Annotated in this window: 14 protein-coding genes and 1 pseudogene; 4 read left to right on the top strand and 11 right to left on the bottom strand. The window is 68.7% G+C overall.

Features of this window, described 5'->3' with window-relative positions; all coding sequences use genetic code 11:
• Positions 1-572: 572 nt before the first annotated feature.
• The 9 genes and pseudogenes from RUR_RS09875 to rhaI all read right to left on the bottom strand — a co-directional run.
• A pseudogene (locus RUR_RS09875) lies at positions 573-1,012 on the bottom strand (transposase); the annotation flags it as partial.
• The gene (locus RUR_RS09870; protein ID WP_283134644.1) at positions 1,012-1,530 is read right to left on the bottom strand and encodes a LutC/YkgG family protein; all 519 of its coding nucleotides are present in this window, start codon (positions 1,528-1,530) and stop codon (positions 1,012-1,014) included. The pseudogene RUR_RS09875 and the gene RUR_RS09870, both read right to left, overlap by 1 nt.
• Positions 1,531-1,820: 290 nt before the next feature.
• The gene (locus RUR_RS09865; RefSeq protein ID WP_283134739.1) at positions 1,821-3,224 is read right to left on the bottom strand and encodes a lactate utilization protein B; all 1,404 of its coding nucleotides are present in this window, start codon (positions 3,222-3,224) and stop codon (positions 1,821-1,823) included.
• Between the two features lie 20 nt (positions 3,225-3,244).
• A complete protein-coding gene (locus RUR_RS09860; RefSeq protein WP_283134643.1) occupies positions 3,245-3,985 on the bottom strand; it encodes a (Fe-S)-binding protein in 741 nt (246 codons plus the stop codon).
• Between the two features lie 772 nt (positions 3,986-4,757).
• On the bottom strand, positions 4,758-6,791 hold the full coding sequence (locus RUR_RS09855; RefSeq protein ID WP_283134642.1) for a bifunctional aldolase/short-chain dehydrogenase: 2,034 nt from the start codon (positions 6,789-6,791) through the stop codon (positions 4,758-4,760).
• Positions 6,788-9,361: an alpha-L-rhamnosidase gene (locus RUR_RS09850; RefSeq protein ID WP_283134641.1), complete on the bottom strand. Its 2,574-nt coding sequence runs from the start codon at positions 9,359-9,361 to the stop codon at positions 6,788-6,790. The genes RUR_RS09855 and RUR_RS09850 overlap by 4 nt, the downstream gene beginning before the upstream one ends.
• Positions 9,358-10,092: a class II aldolase/adducin family protein gene (locus RUR_RS09845; RefSeq protein WP_283134640.1), complete on the bottom strand. Its 735-nt coding sequence runs from the start codon at positions 10,090-10,092 to the stop codon at positions 9,358-9,360. The genes RUR_RS09850 and RUR_RS09845 overlap by 4 nt, the downstream gene beginning before the upstream one ends.
• A gap of 150 nt (positions 10,093-10,242) precedes the next feature.
• On the bottom strand, positions 10,243-10,626 hold the full coding sequence (locus RUR_RS09840) for a sensory rhodopsin transducer (protein WP_283134639.1): 384 nt from the start codon (positions 10,624-10,626) through the stop codon (positions 10,243-10,245).
• Positions 10,620-11,789, bottom strand: coding sequence for an L-rhamnose isomerase (gene rhaI, locus RUR_RS09835; protein ID WP_283134638.1), 1,170 nt, complete (start codon positions 11,787-11,789; stop codon positions 10,620-10,622). Before rhaI ends, RUR_RS09840 begins: the two co-directional genes overlap by 7 nt.
• A gap of 136 nt (positions 11,790-11,925) precedes the next feature.
• Here rhaI and RUR_RS09830 point away from each other — a divergent pair, with 136 nt between their 5' ends.
• Both RUR_RS09830 and RUR_RS09825 read left to right on the top strand, forming a co-directional pair.
• Positions 11,926-14,448: an alpha-L-rhamnosidase gene (locus RUR_RS09830; protein ID WP_283134637.1), complete on the top strand. Its 2,523-nt coding sequence runs from the start codon at positions 11,926-11,928 to the stop codon at positions 14,446-14,448.
• Positions 14,449-14,761: 313 nt separating this feature from the next.
• Positions 14,762-15,205 (top strand): hypothetical protein, encoded by a 444-nt coding sequence (locus RUR_RS09825; protein ID WP_283134636.1) that lies wholly within the window; start codon positions 14,762-14,764, stop codon positions 15,203-15,205.
• Positions 15,206-15,220: 15 nt separating this feature from the next.
• Here RUR_RS09825 and RUR_RS09820 read toward each other — a convergent pair whose 3' ends face one another.
• The gene (locus RUR_RS09820) at positions 15,221-15,352 is read right to left on the bottom strand and encodes a hypothetical protein (RefSeq protein ID WP_283134635.1); all 132 of its coding nucleotides are present in this window, start codon (positions 15,350-15,352) and stop codon (positions 15,221-15,223) included.
• Between the two features lie 337 nt (positions 15,353-15,689).
• Here RUR_RS09820 and RUR_RS09815 point away from each other — a divergent pair, with 337 nt between their 5' ends.
• The gene (locus RUR_RS09815) at positions 15,690-16,058 is read left to right on the top strand and encodes a nuclear transport factor 2 family protein (protein ID WP_283134634.1); all 369 of its coding nucleotides are present in this window, start codon (positions 15,690-15,692) and stop codon (positions 16,056-16,058) included.
• A 1-nt stretch (position 16,059) separates the two neighbouring features.
• Positions 16,060-16,965 carry a proline iminopeptidase-family hydrolase gene (locus tag RUR_RS09810; protein WP_283134633.1) on the top strand — a complete coding sequence of 302 codons (906 nt, stop codon included), beginning with the start codon at positions 16,060-16,062 and terminating at the stop codon, positions 16,963-16,965.
• Positions 16,966-16,990: 25 nt separating this feature from the next.
• Here RUR_RS09810 and RUR_RS09805 read toward each other — a convergent pair whose 3' ends face one another.
• Positions 16,991-17,671: a hypothetical protein gene (locus RUR_RS09805; RefSeq protein WP_283134632.1), complete on the bottom strand. Its 681-nt coding sequence runs from the start codon at positions 17,669-17,671 to the stop codon at positions 16,991-16,993.
• Between the last annotated feature and the right edge of the window lie 491 nt (positions 17,672-18,162).

Below are 18,162 nucleotides of genomic sequence, written 5' to 3'. Positions count from 1 at the left end.
CGGTCGTTCGGGCGGCGCCGGGGAGGCAGAACTCCTGGACCTGCTGGCGGACGAACTGACCGTGGCCGCCGAGACCATCGCCGCGTACACGAGGTGTCCGGTCTGCCTGCAGCGGAGGCCTGATCCCTGGCGAGGGTACCGGTCCAGGCCGGACGGCACGTACTCGGTCAAGTGCCCGCAGAGCCACGCCCGCTGGGAACTGCGGCTGTGCGCGTCGTGTACCCGACCCTATCCCGTCATCAATACCGAGCAGATGCCAGAGGGCGTCGAATACGACGGCGACAGCGTCGACCGGCTACTCGGAAGCCACATCGTCTCGATGCCCTGTTGTCTGCGTCCCCCCGTCTCCCCTGCCCATTGTGCGATACCTGTGGCGTGGCCTCCACTGGGAAAGGAATCGCGTGCCAAAGGTACCGCCCTGAAGGGGGAGAAGATCTTTGACTCTCCACGTGTCCGGGACGACTCAAGCGACCCTCACGGGGGTGGTTGCTGAGAACTCGGCCAGCGAGGTTGACCTGCGGTTTGGAACTAGTGCTGTGACCCGAAACGATCATCGAGCTCGGTAGATGTCTTCAGGCTGGGGATGCCGGGGGTCTGCCGCCCCAGCGGATGCCCTTCTCGCTGTGGATGCGGGCGCGTTCGCGGCGTTGGGCGGTCGGCACGTCGGGGTGGCGGGCGTGGGCGTTGCGCCGGCGCAGGTAGGCGTGCAGTGCCCGGGTCTGGACCGTGTGTTTCGGTGGTCGGAGTTGGCCGGGCTGAACTGGCGCAACGCTCCGAAGCGCGCCTCGATCGGGTTGGCCCAGGAGGCATACGTCGGGGTGAACAGCAGCCTGACCTTGTGTTTCCCGGCCCAGGTGCGGATACGCCAGTTCTTGTGGGCCGACAGGTTGTCCAGGATCACATAGATCGGGGCGCCGTCCGGCCGGGCGGCGCGGATCGAGCGCAGTGCGGCCCAGGTGTGGTCGATGCCCTTGCGGCGGTTGACGCCCCACAGCAGGTCGTCGCCGATGGCTACCCGACGACGATCACTTCCAGGGTTCGGGGGCCGTGGACGCCTTCGACGCGGTCGAGTTCGATGTCGCTGGTGGCGGAGGGGCCGCTGATCCAGGTCAGCGGACGTATCGGGTCGAGTAGCGGCATCGCCTCGGCGACGGTCCGGACCACCCTGCCGACGGGCACGACGCACAGGTGATAGTCGGGGATGAGGGTGAGCGCCCTGCGGCCTTGACCCGTTCCCCCGTCCAGGACCAGGGTGCCGGTCTCGGCGATCGCCACCACACAGGAGGTGATCACACCGTCGACCCGATCGAGCTCAGCCGGCGTGAGCGGTCCCTCGTCGGACAGCCATTCGCATTCACCCGAAGCGAGCCACTCGGCGGGGAATCCCGGGGGAACGACGATACGCCGTGCGTTTCTCGCCCGTAGCGCCTTGGCCACCGCGTTGGGGATCTCCTCAGCCCGAACCAGGCGCACCTGAGCCCGGTAGTCACGGATCCGCTCGGCCAGCAGCTCCAGAGCGCCCTCGCCCATATGTTGCTCGCCAGCGCTTTGAGCTCCCGTCCGACGATTTCCAACCGGCCTGTCGGTCTGAGCCCGGCCCGCGGACTCCGTACCGGTATCGGCTGGGTTGGACGCCAGGTTGCCAGGGCCACGACCGGTCCTCGCTGCGGCTTCCTGCCCGCCTGGGTCATCGGCGGCCGGCTTTGCCGCGGTGTGCTGGTCGGCCCGCCGGTCGCCGTGGCCGGGGGGACCGGGCTCGGTGTCGGGGACCTCGGCTGATAGGGCGCCTCGGATTCGGGCGAGGATCAGGTCGCGGGAGTTCATGAGTCGCCCTTCTCGGTCCGGCGCCACCAGGCGCGGAAGGATTCCCGCGGCACCGGGGGGAGGTCTCTGGTGTCGGTCCAGCCGCCGAGCGGCCCGGGGAGGCGTTTCGGGATCAGGCGGCGGAAGCGGCCGGCGGCGTTCTGGGCCCGCGTCAGCCGTACCGGACGTTCCAGAACCCAGCGCGCGGCGCGCATGGCGAGGCGTTCGGCGCGGTGGCCGGACTCCTGGACGGCGCGGGCACGCAGGTGGACGAGGACTTCGGGGATGTCGATGGCGACGGGGCAGACCTCGTAGCAGGCGCCGCAGAGAGTGGACGCGTACGGCAGTGAGGCGTCGAGTTCGCTCTGCATGCCGCGTAGCTGGGGAGTGAGAATCGCCCCGATCGGTCCGGGATAGACCGAGCCGTAGGCGTGGCCTCCGGTGCGCTGGTACACGGGGCACACGTTGAGGCAGGCCGAGCAGCGGATGCAGCGCAGTGCCTGCCGTCCGACCTGGTCCGCCAGGACGTCGGTTCGACCGTTGTCGAGGAGAACCAGGTGGAAGGTCTGCGGTCCGTCCCCGGGGGTCACCCCGGTCCAAGTGGTCGTGTACGGATTCATCCGCTCACCCGTCGACGAACGCGGCAACAACTCAAGAAAGACCGATAAATCCTCCCAAGTCGGGATGGTCTTTTCGATGCCCACCACGCTGATCAGGGTTTCCGGGAGGGTCAGGCACATCCGCCCGTTCCCCTCGGACTCCAATACGACCAGCGTCCCGGTCTCGGCCACCATGAAGTTGGCGCCGGAAACGGCCACCCGGGTGGACATGAACCGTTCCCGCAGGTGAAGCCGGGCGGCTTCGGCCAGGGCACGCGGGTCGTCTGTCAGGTCGCCGGGGGCGGGACGGCCCCAGTCCGCCATGGCCCGCTGGAAGATCTCCCGGATCTCCGCGCGGTTGCGGTGGATCGCCGGGACGAGGATGTGCGAGGGGGTGTCCTCCCCCAGCTGCACGATGAGCTCGGCCAGGTCGGTCTCATACGCCGTGATTCCGGCGCTTTCCAGCGCCTCGTTGAGCCCGATCTCCTGGGTGGCCATCGACTTGACCTTGACCACGGACCGCTCGCCGGTGGCTTCGACCAGGCCGACGACGATCCGGTTGGCCTCGGCTGCGTCGGCGGCCCAGTGCACGGTACCCCCGGCGGCCGTGACCGCCTCCTCCAGCTGCACGAGGTACCGGTCGAGATGCCGGAGCGTACGGTCTTTGATCTCCTTCGCGGCCTCCCGCGCCCCCGGCCAATCCGGGAGCTCGTCGATCACCGCCGCGCGCTTGCCGCGGATCGTCCGGGTGGCATGGCGCAGGTTGTGGCGGAGCTGGGCGTCCTGTACGGCTGCCGCGGACCGCTCCGGGAAGGCCGGCATGCCGAGGTAGGTGTGGCCGCTCACGCCGCCCCGCTCTCGACGGAGGCGAGGATCTCGGCCAGGTGCACGGTCCGGACCCCGGCGCGCAGCCGGGAGAGCGTCCCGCCGAGATGGGTGAGGCAGGAGTTGTCGGCGGCGCAGAGCACCTCGGCGCCGGTGGAGATCACGTTGGTCACCTTGTCGATCCCCATCGCGGTGGATACGGCGGGGTTCTTCACCGCGAACGTACCCCCGAAGCCGCAGCACTCCGCTGCCTCGGGCAGCTCGACGAGCCGGAGCCCGCGCACCTGCCGGAGCAGCCGCAGCGGCCGGTCGCCCAGGTGGAGGCCGCGCAGCGAGTGGCAGGTCGGATGGTAGGTCACCGTGTGCGGATAGTACGCGCCCACGTCGGTCGTCCCGAGCACGTCGACCAGGAGCTCGGAGAGGTCGTACACCTTGCCGGCGACCCTCGTGACCTCCTCGGCCAACGCCGGGTCCCCGGCCGCCGCCGCGAGCCGCGGGTACTGCTCCCGGACTGTGGCCACGCAGGACGCCGAGGGCGCCACCACCGCCTCGTAGCCCCCGAACACCTGCGTGAATCGCCGCATGAGCGCGGTCGCCGCCTCGGGGTACCCGGTGTTCACGTGCATCTGCCCGCAGCAGGTCTGCCCTTCGGGGAAGTCCACCTCGTGGCCGAGGCGGCGGAGCAGCCGGACCACCGCCTTCCCTGTATCCGGAAATATCGTGTCATTGACGCAGGTGACGAACAGAGCAACCCGCACGTTTCTCCTCATACATGTTCCTGGCGCCGCTCTCCGGAGCGAACGACCCGCGTCACCCGGTGGTTGCGCGGCCCGGGACCGGCCCGCAATCATCCTCGCACCGGACCCGGCGACTTCCCGTGATCGTTGTGCCGTGTACACCCTCGAAGGTGCACACACCACAACGATCACCCGGCCTGGCATCCCCGGCAGCGACCACCGAAGCCGGTACGGCCAAAAGCCGCCCCCACCCGGAATCCCACCTGAACCCCCCGGCAACGCCATGATCAATGTGCTCTACGCCCCCTCCAAGGTGCACACACCACGACGATCACCCGAATCCCGAACCCACCACAACCGCAACAGCCAGGGACGCGGGCCCCGCCTCACTTGACCTTCCATGATCAATACGCCGTACGTCCCCTCCGGGACACACCTCTACAGCCCCGACGACTTCCCGTGATCGTTGTGCCGTATACACCCTCGAAGGTGCACACACCACAACGATCACCCGAATCCAGGATCCGCCCAGAGCCGGTACGGCCGCAGGCGGCCCAAGCACCGAACCCGCCGAGCCCTCAAGCCAGGACTCCACCCACCCGGCCCGACACCCCACATGATCGTTGCGATATGCACCCCCTCCGAGGTGCGCACACCACAACGATCATCCGAATCCAGGGCCGGTACGGCCGCAGGCGGCCCAAGCACCGAACCCGGCCCCGAGCCCACGACTCCGCGTGATCGTTGCGTTGTGCGCCCCTGTCAGGGTGTACACACCGCAACGATCAGGCGGTCAGCGGAGGAAGGCGGCGGCGACTCCGGCGTCCACCGGGACGAGCAGGCCGGTGGTGTGGGAGAGGTCCCCGCCGGTGAGGGTGAAGACGGCCGCCGCCACGTGCTCGGGGAGTACCTCGCGCTTGAGCAGGGTGCGCCCCGCGTAGAACGCGCCGAGTTCGGATTCGGGAACCCCGTAGACGGCGGCCCGGTTGGCGCCCCAGCCGGAGGCGAAGATGCCGGAGCCGCGGACCACGCCGTCGGGGTTGACGCCGTTGACCCGGATGCCGGACGGGCCGAGTTCGGCGGCGAGCAGCCGGACCTGGTGCGCCTGGTCGGCTTTGGCCGCGCCGTAGGCGACGTTGTCCGGCCCGGCGACCAGCGCGTTCTTCGAGCAGATGTAGACGATGTCCCCGCCCAGCCTCTGGTCCAGCATGACCCGGGCGGCCTCCCGGGAAACCAGGAAGGAGCCTCGGGCCATCACGCCGTGCTGGAGGTCCCAGTCGGCGGCGGTGGTCTCCAGCAGCGGCTTGGAGACGGACAGCCCGGCGTTGTTGACCACCAGGTCCACCCCGCAGAAGGCCAGGGCGGCGGCGTCCAGCATCGCCCGGATGTCGGCTTCGGCGGTCAGGTCGGCGTGCACGGCGACGGCGACGTCCGGCCCGCCCAGTTCGGCGGCGACCGTGGCGGCACCTTCAAGGTCGCGGTCGGCCAGCACCACGCAGGCGCCTTCGGCGGCCAGCCGTCGCGCGATCGCCGCGCCGATGCCGGAGGCGGCTCCGGTGACCAGGGCGATCCGGGTGGCGAGCGGCTTGGCGGGTGGGAGGCGGCGCAGTTTGGCCTCCTCCAGCTCCCAGTATTCGATTCGGAACTTCTCGCTCTCCGGGATCGGGGCGTAGCCGGAGACCGCCTCGGCGCCGCGCATCACGTTGATCGCGTTGAGGTAGAACTCGCCCGCGACCCGGGCGGTCTGCTTGTCCTTGCCGAAGCTGAACATGCCGACGCCGGGGACGAGCACGATCGCCGGGTCGGCGCCCCGCATCGCCGGAGAGCCGTCGACCGCGTGCCTGCCGTAGTAGGCCGCGTATTCCTCCCGGTACGCGCTGTGCAGTTCGCGCAGCCGTACCACCGTCTCCTCCAGGGAAGCGCCGGCGGGCAGGTCCAGCACGAGGGGGCGCACTTTGGTGCGGAGGAAGTGGTCGGGGCAGGAGGTGCCGAGGGTGGCCAGGCGCGGGTGTTCGGCGCGGGCCAGGAAGTCCAGCACCGGCGCGGTGTCGGTGAAATGCCCGACCTGGGGGGCGTCGGTGGAGGCGAGCCCGCGGATGATCGGGGCGAGGGCGGCCGCGCGGGCCCGGCGCTCGGGCTCGGGCAGCGGCTCGAACCCGGGCAGGACCGGCCCGAACGGCTCGGCGATCCCGCGCTCCTCGATGAACGCGGCGGCGGTCTGGATGATCTCCAGGGAGTTGGCCTCGCACTCGTCGGACGTGGCACCCCAGGCGGTGATCCCGTGCCCGCCGAGGATGCAGCCGATGGCCTGCGGGTTGGCCTGCCTGATCGCGGCGATGTCCAGGCCGAGCTGGAAGCCGGGACGGCGCCACGGCACCCAGACCACCCGGTCGCCGAAGCACTCGGCGGTGAGCTTCTCCCCGTCCGCGGCGGTGGCCAGCGCGATCCCCGAGTCGGGGTGCAGGTGGTCGACGTGGGCGGCGTCGACCAGGCCGTGCATGGCGGTGTCGATGGACGGCGCGGCGCCGGTCCCGCCGAACCCGCAGAAACCGAACGCGGCGACCATCTCGTCCTCGCGCTCGGGTCCCGGGTAGACGCCGGTGAGCGCGCGGAGCCGGTCGAGCCGGAGGACCGCCAGGCCGTTCTCGGTCAGGGTGCCGAGGTCGCCGCCGGAGCCCTTCACCCAGAGCAGCTCGACGTCCTCCCCGGTAACCGGGTCGACGGCGTGGCCTTTGGCGGAGGTGTTGCCGCCCGCGTAGTTGGTGTTGCGCGGGTCGGCGCCCAGCCGGTTCGATCTCGCGATCAGCTCGGCCGTCGTGCTGTTCATGGTCGTTTCTCCTGAAATTTCGTGACACGTTGGTGGGTGCCGGGTTCAACCCGCTCGGGGGAGCGTCCGGGGAGCAGCAGCAGGGCGGCGGGACCGGGCGGGACGGTCAGCTCGACCCGCACGGTGTCACCGTCTTTGTGCCAGGACACGGCGATACGGCCCCGGGGCGACTCGTGCTCTGCGCGGACCCACTCCAGCGGACCGGCGATCTGCGGCTCGATGACGATCTCCCGGTAGCCGGCGGACCCGGCGCTCTGCCCGATCCCGGCGACGGACCGGTACAGCCATTCCCCCACCGAACCGAGGGAGTAGTGGTTGAAGGAGTTCATCAGCGGCACCTGGAAACCCTTCTCCGGGGTCCAGCCGTCCCAGCGCTCCCAGATGGTGGTGGCTCCGTGGCCGATGCTGTACCCCCAGGAGGGAAACTCGGTGGAGAGCAGCAGCCGGTAGGCGAGATCGGACCGGCCGATCTCGGTCAGGGTCGGGCAGAGCAGGTTGACCCCGATGAAGCCGGTGGCCGGGCGCATGCCGTTCTCCTCCAGCCTGCGGACCAGGTGCGCGGCGAGCCGCTCCCGGTCCCCGTCGGGGGTGAGACGCCAGGCGAGGGCGAGCAGGTAGGCGGTCTGGGTGTCCCCGGTGAGCCTGCCGTCGGACCCGAGGTACTCAGCGGCGAACGCTCGCCGTACCAGAACCGACAAATCCGCATATTTCACAACAGCTTTCTCGTCGCCGAGCACCTCGGCGGCCTGGACGAGCAGGCCGGACGTCCGGGCCAGATACGCGGTGGCGACCAGCTCGCGCGAGGTCTCCTCCCCCACGGCCAGCCAGTCCCCGTAGTCGTTGCCGCGCCGGTTGCGCCAGATCCCGTCCGGGTTGAGCCCGGCGATCAGATCCACCCAGGCGCACATGCTCGGAAAGGCGCGGCGGAGCAGCGTGACGTCCCCGTACGCCCGGTACATCTCCCACGGCACGATCACCGCGGCGTCGCCGTAGGCGGGGGCGCCGTGCGGGGAGGCCGAGATCAGCGGGATCACGTCGGGGACGTCGCCGTCGGGCGCCTGGCTGTCGGCGAGGTCGGCGAGCCATCGGGTGAACAGCGGCTGGACGTCGGCGTTGCGGGCGGCGGTGGCCGCGAAGACCTGCGCGTCGCCGAGCCAGCCGAGCCGTTCGTCCCGTTGCGGGCAGTCGGTGGGGATGGAGACGAAGTTGCCGCGCTGCGACCATTCGATGTTGCTCTGCAGCTGGTTGACCAGCGGATCGGAGGTCTGTACGGATCCCGTCGGCTCGGTCATCGAGGAGAGCACCACCCCGACGACGTCTTCCGGCTCGGGCGCCTGCCGGAGCCCGGTGATGTACACGTAGCGGAAGCCGTGCATCGTGAAGGCGGGCTCGAAAACCTCCTCGCCCTCCCCCGACGCCACATACGTGTCGGTGCATTCGGCGTCGCGAAGATTGTCCAGGTACGGACTGCCGTCGGCGTCCAGTATCTCCGCGTGCCTCAGCTGGATCGCGTCGGTACGGCGGGCGCCGCGCACGCGCAGCCGTACCCGGCCTGCCATGTTCTGCCCGAGGTCGGCGAGGTAGCCCGCGCCGTGCGCCCAGACCCGCCGGGCAGGTAGCTCCGCGACGGCCCGTACCCCGTCGTCGTAGGCGGCGACCAGCGGGCCCAGCTCCGCCCCGGTCTCGACGGCGGGAAGCCACCCCGTGTCCTCGAAACCGGGTTCGGTCCAGCCGGAGGTGGCGAGCCGGGCGTCGTCCCACTGTCCCATGAGCAGGTCGGCGTACTGGGTCCGCCCGGGGTGCTCGGTCCAGCTGGAGTCGGTGCCGATGACCGTGCGCTCGCCACCGGCGACCAGCTCCAGCTGGGCCAGCAGCTCGGGCCGCATGCCGTAGTGCTGCGCCCCGCGGCGCCGGTCGAGCCCGACGTAGCCGCACCACCAGCCGTCGGCGACCTCCACGGCGACGACGTTCTCCCCCGGCCGCAGCAGCCCGGTCACGTCGTACCCCTGGTACTGGAGGCGGTGCCGGTACTCGGTCCAGCCCGGCGCGAGCTCCTCCTCGCCGACCCGGACCCCGTTGACGTAGGCGCGGTAAAGCCCTTTGGCGGTGATGAACAGCCGGGCCCGGTCGGCCCCCTCCGGCGCGGTGAAGACCCGGCGGAACTGCAGGACCGGCTGGAGGAAGAGCGTGTTCAGGGTGCGCCAGATCTGGGCGGGGTCCACGGTGACCTGGGGCGGGCGCTCCGGCCGTTCGATCCAGCGCGCTTGCCACTCGGCCGGGCCGGTCTCGAACCAGGTCTCGTCCTGCCCGTGGGTGCCGTCCGCGCCGTGCACAACCAGCCGCCAGTGGTAGCGCTCCCCGGCCGCAAGGGGCTCCCCGGAGTAGGTGACGCTGAGCTCGTCGAGCCCGCCGGTCTCCCAGACCGTCGATCCGTCCCGGGTGAGGGTGAGCGTGTAGCCGGTCTGCCGGGTGTCACCGCGCAGCCGCCAGGTGAAGCGGGGTTCGGCGACGGGCAGGCCGATCGGGGTACGGCGGAGTTCGGTGCGCAGGTGGTAGGGCGTGAGGCTCAACTCGCCCCCTTCTGAAGGAGCCGACGGCGGAACTGTTCATCCTCCCGTGAGCTGATTCGCCGGATTTGTTCGGGGGTGAGGCCGTCTGCACCGGAAAGCGCGATCACGGCGGCCTTCTCCGCCATCAGGGTGATGTCGAGCGCATCCCGGGCCGTGGCGCCGATCGCGAAGATCCCGTGATGGGCGGCGAGGACCAGCCGGGGCCAGGCGCCGTGGATCTCCCGGTGCCCGTGCAGTGCCCGCCGGGTCTCCCGGGCCAGCTCCTGACCAGGATCGACGTACGGCAGCCAGCACGCGGTCTCGCCGAGCACCACGATGTGGTCGGGGAAGTACCGGACGGTCGCCAGGTCCTTGCCGGCAGGGGAGCAGAGCAGGGCGAGGGTGCGGGTGGGATGGGTGTGCGCGATCACGGCGGGCCCCACCGCGTCGGCGATCACGGCGTGCAGCGCGGCCTCCACGGTCGGGCGCGGCCCGTCCGGGTCGGCCCTGCTCTCCAGCAGGAGCTCCAGCCATCGCTCGTCGGAGCACGGAACGTCCAGTCCGCCGACGAGCACCGCGGGGTCGATCCGCACGAACGAGCGCTCGTCCGCCTTGGCAAGGCGGCATCCGCTCGCGGTCACCAGTAGAGAGCCATCCGGCCCGGGGCCCGAAACGTTCCCCTCCCCCGCGACCACCAAGCCGTGCACGGGGTCAGCCAGATCCCGGCAGAGCTCGATCAGATCAGCCGACACGCCAAGCCACCTCCTCGACGGGTGGGATCAGGGCGTAGGCCGCCTGAGTGGTGTCCAAACGGCCGTACCGCACGTCGATCGGCCTCCCGCTCCCCCGCGACCGCCAGACCATGCACCGAATCAGCCGGGGCACGGCAGAGCTTGATCAGATCAGCCGACATGCCGGGCCACCTCCTCAGCGGGCGGGATCACGGTCATCAGGGCGTAGGCCGCCTGGGTGGTGTCCAGGCGGCTGTACTGCACGTCGATCGGCCGGTCTGCCTCGACCACCAGGGCGTACGGCACCCCGGTGGGGATCGTCAGCCCGCCGATCGCCCCGGGGTCGTCGGTGCGCAGGTGCGCCGAGCGGCGCGCGGGCAGCCGTACCGGATCCGAGACCTCAGGCTCGGCGTCGGCGTAGTAGGCGGTGAAGACCAGGGACGCGTCGGCGTCGCCGGGGTTCAGCACGCACACCGACTCATGCGAGGTGAGCCCGCCGGTGCTCTCGGCCGGGATCATCGCGTCGGGGACGCTCCACCGGGTGCGGGCTACCATCCGGCCGGGGTCCCGATCCGCTCGGCGTTGCGGCGCTCCTGCTCGCCGGAGGCACGGTAGGCGGCCAGCGGGTCGGCGGGCACGCCGAGTCGCTCGCGGACCCGGGCGAGCAGCGGGCGCACGTCGGTCTCGAAGGCGTCGTTGAGCAGCTCGTTGCAGCCGACGACGTCGCCCTCGGCGCGGCGCTCCTCCAGGGCGGCCCGGTCGACCAGCAGCGCCTTGGCGAACGCGGTCTGCATGGCGGTGACGCTGCGCAGCATCGCCGGGATCTTGTCCTCGATCATCGCGCACTGGTCGATCTTGTAGAGGATGGACTTGGCGGGCCCGGAGATCCGCGGGTCCGGGTCGTCCTCCCCGGAGACCAGCTCCAGCGCGATCAGGAAGGTCTCCTGCGGGTTGATCGCCCCCACGAACAGGTCGTCATCCCCGTACTTCTTGCTGTTGAGGTCGAACCCGCCGAGGCGGCCGCGATCCAGCAGGGTCGCCACGATGTGCTCGATGTTGACGCCCTGGGCGTGGTGGCCGATGTCCACCAGGACCTTGGCCTTCTCCCCGATCGCCTCGCAGAGGGTGAGGGACTGCCCCCAGTCGGCGATGTCGGTGTGGTAGAAGGCCGGTTCGAAGAACTTGTACTCCAGGATCATCTCCGCGCCGTCCGGCAGCGCCTCGCACGCCTGGCGTAAACCGTCCTCCAGGTACCTGCGGCGCTGCCGGAAATTGCCCTGGCCTGGGTAGTTGGTGCCGTCGGCCAGCCACATGGACAGGCGGTCCGAGCCGGTCGCCCGCATCACCTCGATGCATTCCAGGACGTGGTCGAGAGCCTGTTTACGCACCTCGGGCCGGGTGTTGGTGAGCGACCCGAGCCGGTAGGCGTCGTCCTGGAAGAGGTTGGGGCTGATCGAGCCGATCCGCACCCCCTGGGCCGTGGCGTACTCGGCGAGCGCGCCGTAGTCGTCCACCCGGTCCCACGGGATGTGCAGCGCGACCGTCGGGGCGACACCGGTGAGCCGGTGCACCAGCGCCGCGTCGTCGATCTTCTCCCGGACGTCCCGGGGGGTGCCCGGGGTGTTGAAGACCTTGAAACGGGTCCCGGTGCTGACGTATCCCCACGACTGGGTCTCGATGTGCTGCCTGCTCAGCCGCTCAACGATCTCGTCGCTCATCACAACCTCCACAGTGAATTGAAACGTTTCAAACGCTAGGGAGAACCGGACGAAACCACCATGGTTTTGTCCAGATTCGGACAGTTTTCCGACCTCGACTCCAGGCCACGACCACCCTTACGGTGATATGGGCACTATGACCGTCATTCACCGTCTTCGCACTGAGTATCGTGACTCGCCGCTGGCGGTCGACCAGGACCGGCCGAGGTTCAGCTGGCAACTGCTCGGCGAGGACTCCGGCGTCCGGCAGTCGGCCTACCGGATCAGCCTCACCCGAGACGGGCAGCCCGTCTGGGACTCCGGAGTCGTCGCCTCCGCCGAGACCGCTCAGGTGGCCGGGCCCGTACTCGAACCCCTCGGCGTCTACACCTGGACCGTGCGGGTCACCCTGGGCGACGGCTCCGAGATCGTCTCCCCGCCCGCCCGGTTCGAGACCGGCCCCGCGATCGCAAGCTGGGACCAGGCCGACTGGATCACCCTGCCCCGCCCGGTCCACGTGCACGACGACCACCGGCCCACCCCGTACCTGCGCAGCCGGATCACCGTCGGGGCCGGGCTCACCCGGGCCCGGGTCTACGCCACCGCCGGAGGCGTCTTCCAGCTGTGGCTCGGCGGCTCGGCGGTGTCGGACGCCCCCTTCGCCCCGGGTTGGACGGACTACAACCACCGGGTGCCGTTCCACGCCTACGACGTCACCGAGCGCTTGTCCGAGGGTGCGCACACCCTCGGGGCGATCCTGTCCGACGGCTGGTACAGCGGTTACATCGCCGTCGGCCACAACCGGGACTTCTGGGGCACGGTCCCGGTCTTCCGGGCGCTGCTCGTGCTGGAGTACGGCGACCGCCGCGAGATCGTCGGAACCGGCGGCGGCTGGGAGGGCGCGTTCGGCCCCATCCAGGCGTCGGATTTCCTCGCCGGTGAGGTGTACGACGCACGCGCCGACCTCGGCGACTGGTCAAGCGTTCCCGGCTCCGGCGACTGGAGGCCGGTCACCCGCGCCGAAGGCCCCAAGGGACGGCTGGTCCCCGCGCTGATCGACCCGGCCGGTCCGGTCCGGGAGCTGGCACCTGTGGCGGTCACCCAGCCGGTCCCGGGCTCCTTCGTCGTCGACTTCGGGCAGAACTTCGCCGGCCGGGTCCGCCTCAGGGCCACCGGATCGCCCGGAACGATCATCCGGATGCGGCACGCCGAGGCGCTGAACCCCGACGGCACCGTCTACACCGACAACCTCCGGAGCGCCCGCGCCGCCGACACGCTGATCCTCGGCGCCGGGGAGTCGGTCTACGAGCCGACCTTCACCTACCACGGCTTCCGCTACGCCGAGATCACCGGCTACCCGGGCGAGCTCAGGCCCGAGGCGGTGACCGGGGTGGTCCTCTCCTCCCTCACCGGGTTCTCAGGCGGGATCGAGACCGACAACGCGCTGGTCAACCGGCTGCAGCGGAACATCCAATGGAGCATGCTGAGCAACATCTTCGAGCTCCCCACCGACTGCCCGCAGCGCGACGAACGGCTCGGCTGGACCGGCGACGCCCAGATCTTCACCCGCACCGCCCTCTACAACGCCGACTTAGCCGGATTTTTCACGAAATGGATGGACGACATCGGCGACACCCGGATGGCGAACGGCGCCCTGCCGGACATCGCGCCCTGCGTCGTCCTGCCGTGGGCGCAGGAAGGCTCCCCCGGGTACGCCGACGCCGGAGTCGTCGTCCCGTACCTCCTGCATGAGATGTACGGCGACACGCGCGTGGTCGCCCGGCACCTCGACGCGTGCCTGGCCTGGCTGGACTACATCCAGACCAGGAACCTGGATCTGATCTGGCGGGAGAGCCGAAACCAGGACTACGGCGACTGGCTCGCCCCGGTCGAGACGCCCAAAGACCTGGTGGCCACCGCCTACTTCGCCCAGTCCGCCCTGCTCACCGCCGACCTGGCCGCCGCCGTCGGCCGTACCGGCGATGAGGAACGCTGCCGAACGCTCCATGCCGGGATCGCCGACGCCTTCCGGACGGAGTACGTCGAGCCCTCCGGGGTGATCCCCGCAAGCACCCAGACCGCCTACGTCCTCGCGTTGAAGTTCGGGCTGCTCCTCCCGGAACAGCGGGAGCGGGCGGCCAAAGAGCTCGCCCACGACGTGGAGACCCGGGGACACCTCACCACCGGGTTCCTCGCCGTCAGCCACCTGCTCCCGGTCCTCACCGACATCGGCCGGATCGACCTCGCCTACCGGCTCCTCCTCAACGAGGACTACCCCTCGTGGGGCTACCACATCGCCCAAGGAGCCACCACGATCTGGGAGCACTGGGACGGCTACCGCCCCGAACAGGGCTTCAAAGACCCCCAGATGAACTCCCTCAACCACTTCGTCCTCGGCTCGGTCGGCGAATGGCTCTACCGCACCCTCGGCGGAGTCACCCCCGCCGAACCCGGCTTCGCCCACGTGCTGATCGCCCCCCAACCGGGCGGCGGCATCCGCCGCGCGGCCGTCCACTACGACTCGATCAGAGGCCGCATCGAGAGCTCCTGGCACCTCGACGGCGACGACATCGTGCTGAACGTCGCCATCCCGGCCAACGTCACCGCCACCGTCCGCCTCCCCGGCCAGGAGACCACGGTCGGCTCCGGCACCCATGCCTTCCGGGCACCCCTGGCCTGACCCACGTGCCGGGTTCACCCACCCAGGCGAACCCGGCACCCAGCCCCGCCGGAGATGCGTTCGCGTGCTCGACCGGTCCACGGAGCCCACGAATCCAGGTACCCCCGCCGTTAGCCAGCCCGCCGGACTCATAACCCCGTCAATGTCGGGTCAATGATCGCCGATCAATGCCAGTACCTGCGGATACTCACATGTCGGCCCGCGCTCGGACTCTCCCGTGCATCGTCACACCAAGATCAACAATGGGATCGGTCCTGTCGGAAGCGCCCTGGAGACCACTCGACAGATGAGAACGGGCCATAACCTAAGCGGCGTGCACGTCATCGAGTTCCGCGTCGGAAGAGCGCCCGGCCCCGCCTACTCGCATGTGGACCTCATCATCGACGGGGACGACCTTCGCAAGCTCACTGGTGTGATCGAGCTACCCTTCGCCCGTGCCGATGGTCACCCGGACATCGCCGGCGCGTATGCAGGGCTACTGGAACGCGACGAGGTGCTCTGGCCCAGCCGTCACTTCCTTGGCGAGCCGACACTCCAGTGGTTCTTCGAGGGCGAGACCGTCCTCCTCGGCTGCGAGTGCGGCGAATGGGGCTGCTGGCCCCTGACCGCCCAGGTAGAGGTATCAGACCAGACGGTTACCTGGTCCGGGTTCCGCAACGGGCATCGGCCCGGCTGGACTCTCGACGGCCTCGGACCGTTCGTCTTCTCCCGCGAGCAGTATGAAGCCGCGCTCCGTCAGACCGAAAACACTTCGTGAGACGAGGATCGTGTGTCAGTCGCCTGCGGCCGGGGTCACGAAGTGGTCGGGCCGGGCGACGGAGCTGGTGATCTTCTCCCCCTGCCTGAGCATCCAGTTCAGGATGCAGCCGCTCAGGTTAGGGCGGTATCCGGATCGATCGGTCACCTGCCTGGCCGGATGCCGCCAGAACGGCGATCGCAGCGCTGCGCGACAAGAGCTCGGGTCTCCCCCGACAGCTGGTGGAGGTGGTACGTACCTCCCCTCGATGACCGGCCATGAACGAGGCCACAAGGAAGCCCCCGAGCCCCCTGTCGCGTGACACGCAGTGTCCGGGGGGTACCGGTCGCGGATTCGTACTGCCTGAAGCGGCCACGTAAATCAAGCCTTACCTTCGCAGTTCCCCGTCCCTATGCTGGATCCCGCCGCCCCAAATCATGCATACATCACGACGTGCTTTTCTCGGCGGCGCATTTCACAGGAAACGACAAAATGGGATTCCCGCATGGGCAAGAACATCTGCGATAAGGCTGTGGAGTCGCTGCGGCGGCTGGAGGCGTATGATTTCGCGGGCATGCGCTCGATGTGCACCGGAAAGGCGACCGTGTGGCACAACGACGGCAAGGGAAATCAGAGCATCGACGAGAAACTCGAACAGCTCGGGCCGCTTGTCGCGACCCTGGATTCCCTGAAATACGAGGTCGTCCGCCAGTTCCACAATTCGCACGAGGTGTTCCAGCAGCAGGTGCTGCACCTTGCCATGGCCGACGGCTCGCGCGCTGAGATGCACGCGGCCATGTATTTCCGGTTCGAGGACGGCCTCATCGACCGGATCGAGGAGTTCGTCTACGACGTGCCGGAAGCGGGGTGCTGACATGAGCGCATTTCCGATCCGCAGGACGGAAGGCGAGATCGCCGTACCCGGCGGCAGGGTCTGGTATCGCAGGACGGGCACTGGCGGCGTCCCGCTCCTGCTCGTGCACGGCGGTCCGGGCTATCCGAGTGACCTGCTGTTCGAGGCGTTCGAGCCGCTCGCCCGCGAACGCGAGGTCATCTGGTACGACCAGCTCGGGGTAGGGCGTTCCACCCCGATCGAGGACATCACCCTCCTTACGGTGGAACGCTTCCTCGACGAGCTCGGCGCCGTCGTCGACGGTCTCGGCCTGGAACGGCCCCACGTCTACGGCCATTCCTGGGGCGCCATGCTCGGCCTGCAGTACGCCGCGGAGCGGGCTCCCGCGTGGACGAGCCTGATCTGCGCCAACGGCCTGGCGAGCGTGCCCAGGTTCGAAAAGGAGGTGCGGGAGCTGCTGGCGGGCCTGCCGGGGAATGTCCTGGATCGCACCTACGGGCGGGAGCTACGCGGGGAGACGGATGATCCCGACTACCTGGTCGCCCAAGGCGAGTACATGCGCGCCTGTGTCGTACGTACCGGCTCGGTGGCCCTCGACCCGGCTCTCATGTGTGTGACGACGTTCAGGACGATGATCGGTCATGCGGATTACCACATAACGGGGACCCTCAAGGATTGGGACATCTTCGATGAGCTCGAGCGGATCGCCATCCCGACCCTGGTTCTGGGCGGGGAATTCGATGAATGCATTCCCGCGCACCTGGCGGACATCGCCCGCCGAATTCCAGATTCGGAACACGTCATACAGCTCGGCGCCGCTCACATGGGCTATCTGGAAGCGGCACCGCTTCGCGGAGAATATGTGTCCATAATCCGCGACTACCTGGCGAGAATCGAAGCCAGAAACGGTCCATCATCACGTTCGTGACAGCAATCAAATGGGTACTGATTCCTCAACACCCTCGGTCTCCGTGATCAGGTGGCGCCTGTTTCAGATCCGTGAGCATCGTTGCGATGATTTGTTCGGTTTTTCTGATGTTGTCGTCTGATAACTCCTCAATATCGTATTCATCGTCGAGAATATCGTATCCGTCATCGTCGAAATCCTCGTCGTCATCGTCGTCGTCCCAATACGCCTGAAGGGCCTCATACCATGCCAGAAGCTCCTCGACGAGACGCTGGTTCTCGGCGGTCATGGGGTACCCGAGATCGCGGTGGTCAGGGATGAGCGAAGGATCGGCTCCACTCTCAGCGGCTTGGGTGGCGGCCTCCGTGAGAACGGTCTTATGGCGCGCTTCACTCAGGGGCGCAGGCTCGTCGGCATCAGGGTCGAAGAAGATCGGGTCAGCGGAGCCGGACTTGTGGTGGAAACTCTCAAGCTGTCTTTTCAGGGCGTCGGATACGTGTCTTCCCGACTCCGTCTCGGCGTTCCATAGAGCATTGGTTCGGCCATCTACTGTCTGCCTTCGTCGGATTGATCGCGGATCGCCGCTCCGTTCCCCCACGAGTCGCGCGCCTTGTTCGCGGAGTCCCTCTTCACGCGCGAGCTTCCTTGCCTCGTATCGCGCCTGGGCCCAAGCCTTTTCGCGGTGTTTGGCTGATCGCTTCTTCGGCATGAACACCTCGTTGTACACGAGTGCAGTGCTGCGCGGGGTGGACAGCCCCAGGTTACCGGTCCGCGAGGGTCTCTGAATCCCCGTTGGGGAATGTCCCTTGGACGACCCGGCATCGTGGCGCACGGGTCAGCTTTCTTTTCGTGCATCCGCTAACTTCCATCGCGTACCGGGCATTGTCACAAAATAACATCGGCAAATAGGTGGAGTGGACACCATTCAATCAAACGTGGTCGCCCAGGGTGGGAAATCTGTCGTTGTGGCCAATTCAGCTACTATTTTGATAAAGGTCACGACCCTTTACTAACCCCAATTCGCCCGGGCTGCCAGTGATAGGTGCGGTTGGCGAAGGTGCACTCCTCGGCTCTGATGGTCCACAGGACTTCCCCGCGCGGCAGCTACGCCTGCCACGTCTCCCCGGGACCCGTCTCGTGCCTCGGTGATCGCCGCCCGGTACTTCTGCAGTACGGCCAGGTCGTGGCCGTCGAACGCGCAGTTCTCCAGCCACTTGA

It is taken from the genome of Rhizohabitans arisaemae, assembly GCF_025996515.1.
Lineage (GTDB): Bacteria > Actinomycetota > Actinomycetes > Streptosporangiales > Streptosporangiaceae > Rhizohabitans > Rhizohabitans arisaemae.
Note: the sequence above shows the minus strand (reverse complement) of the source record. Positions and strands in the feature narration are given on the sequence as shown.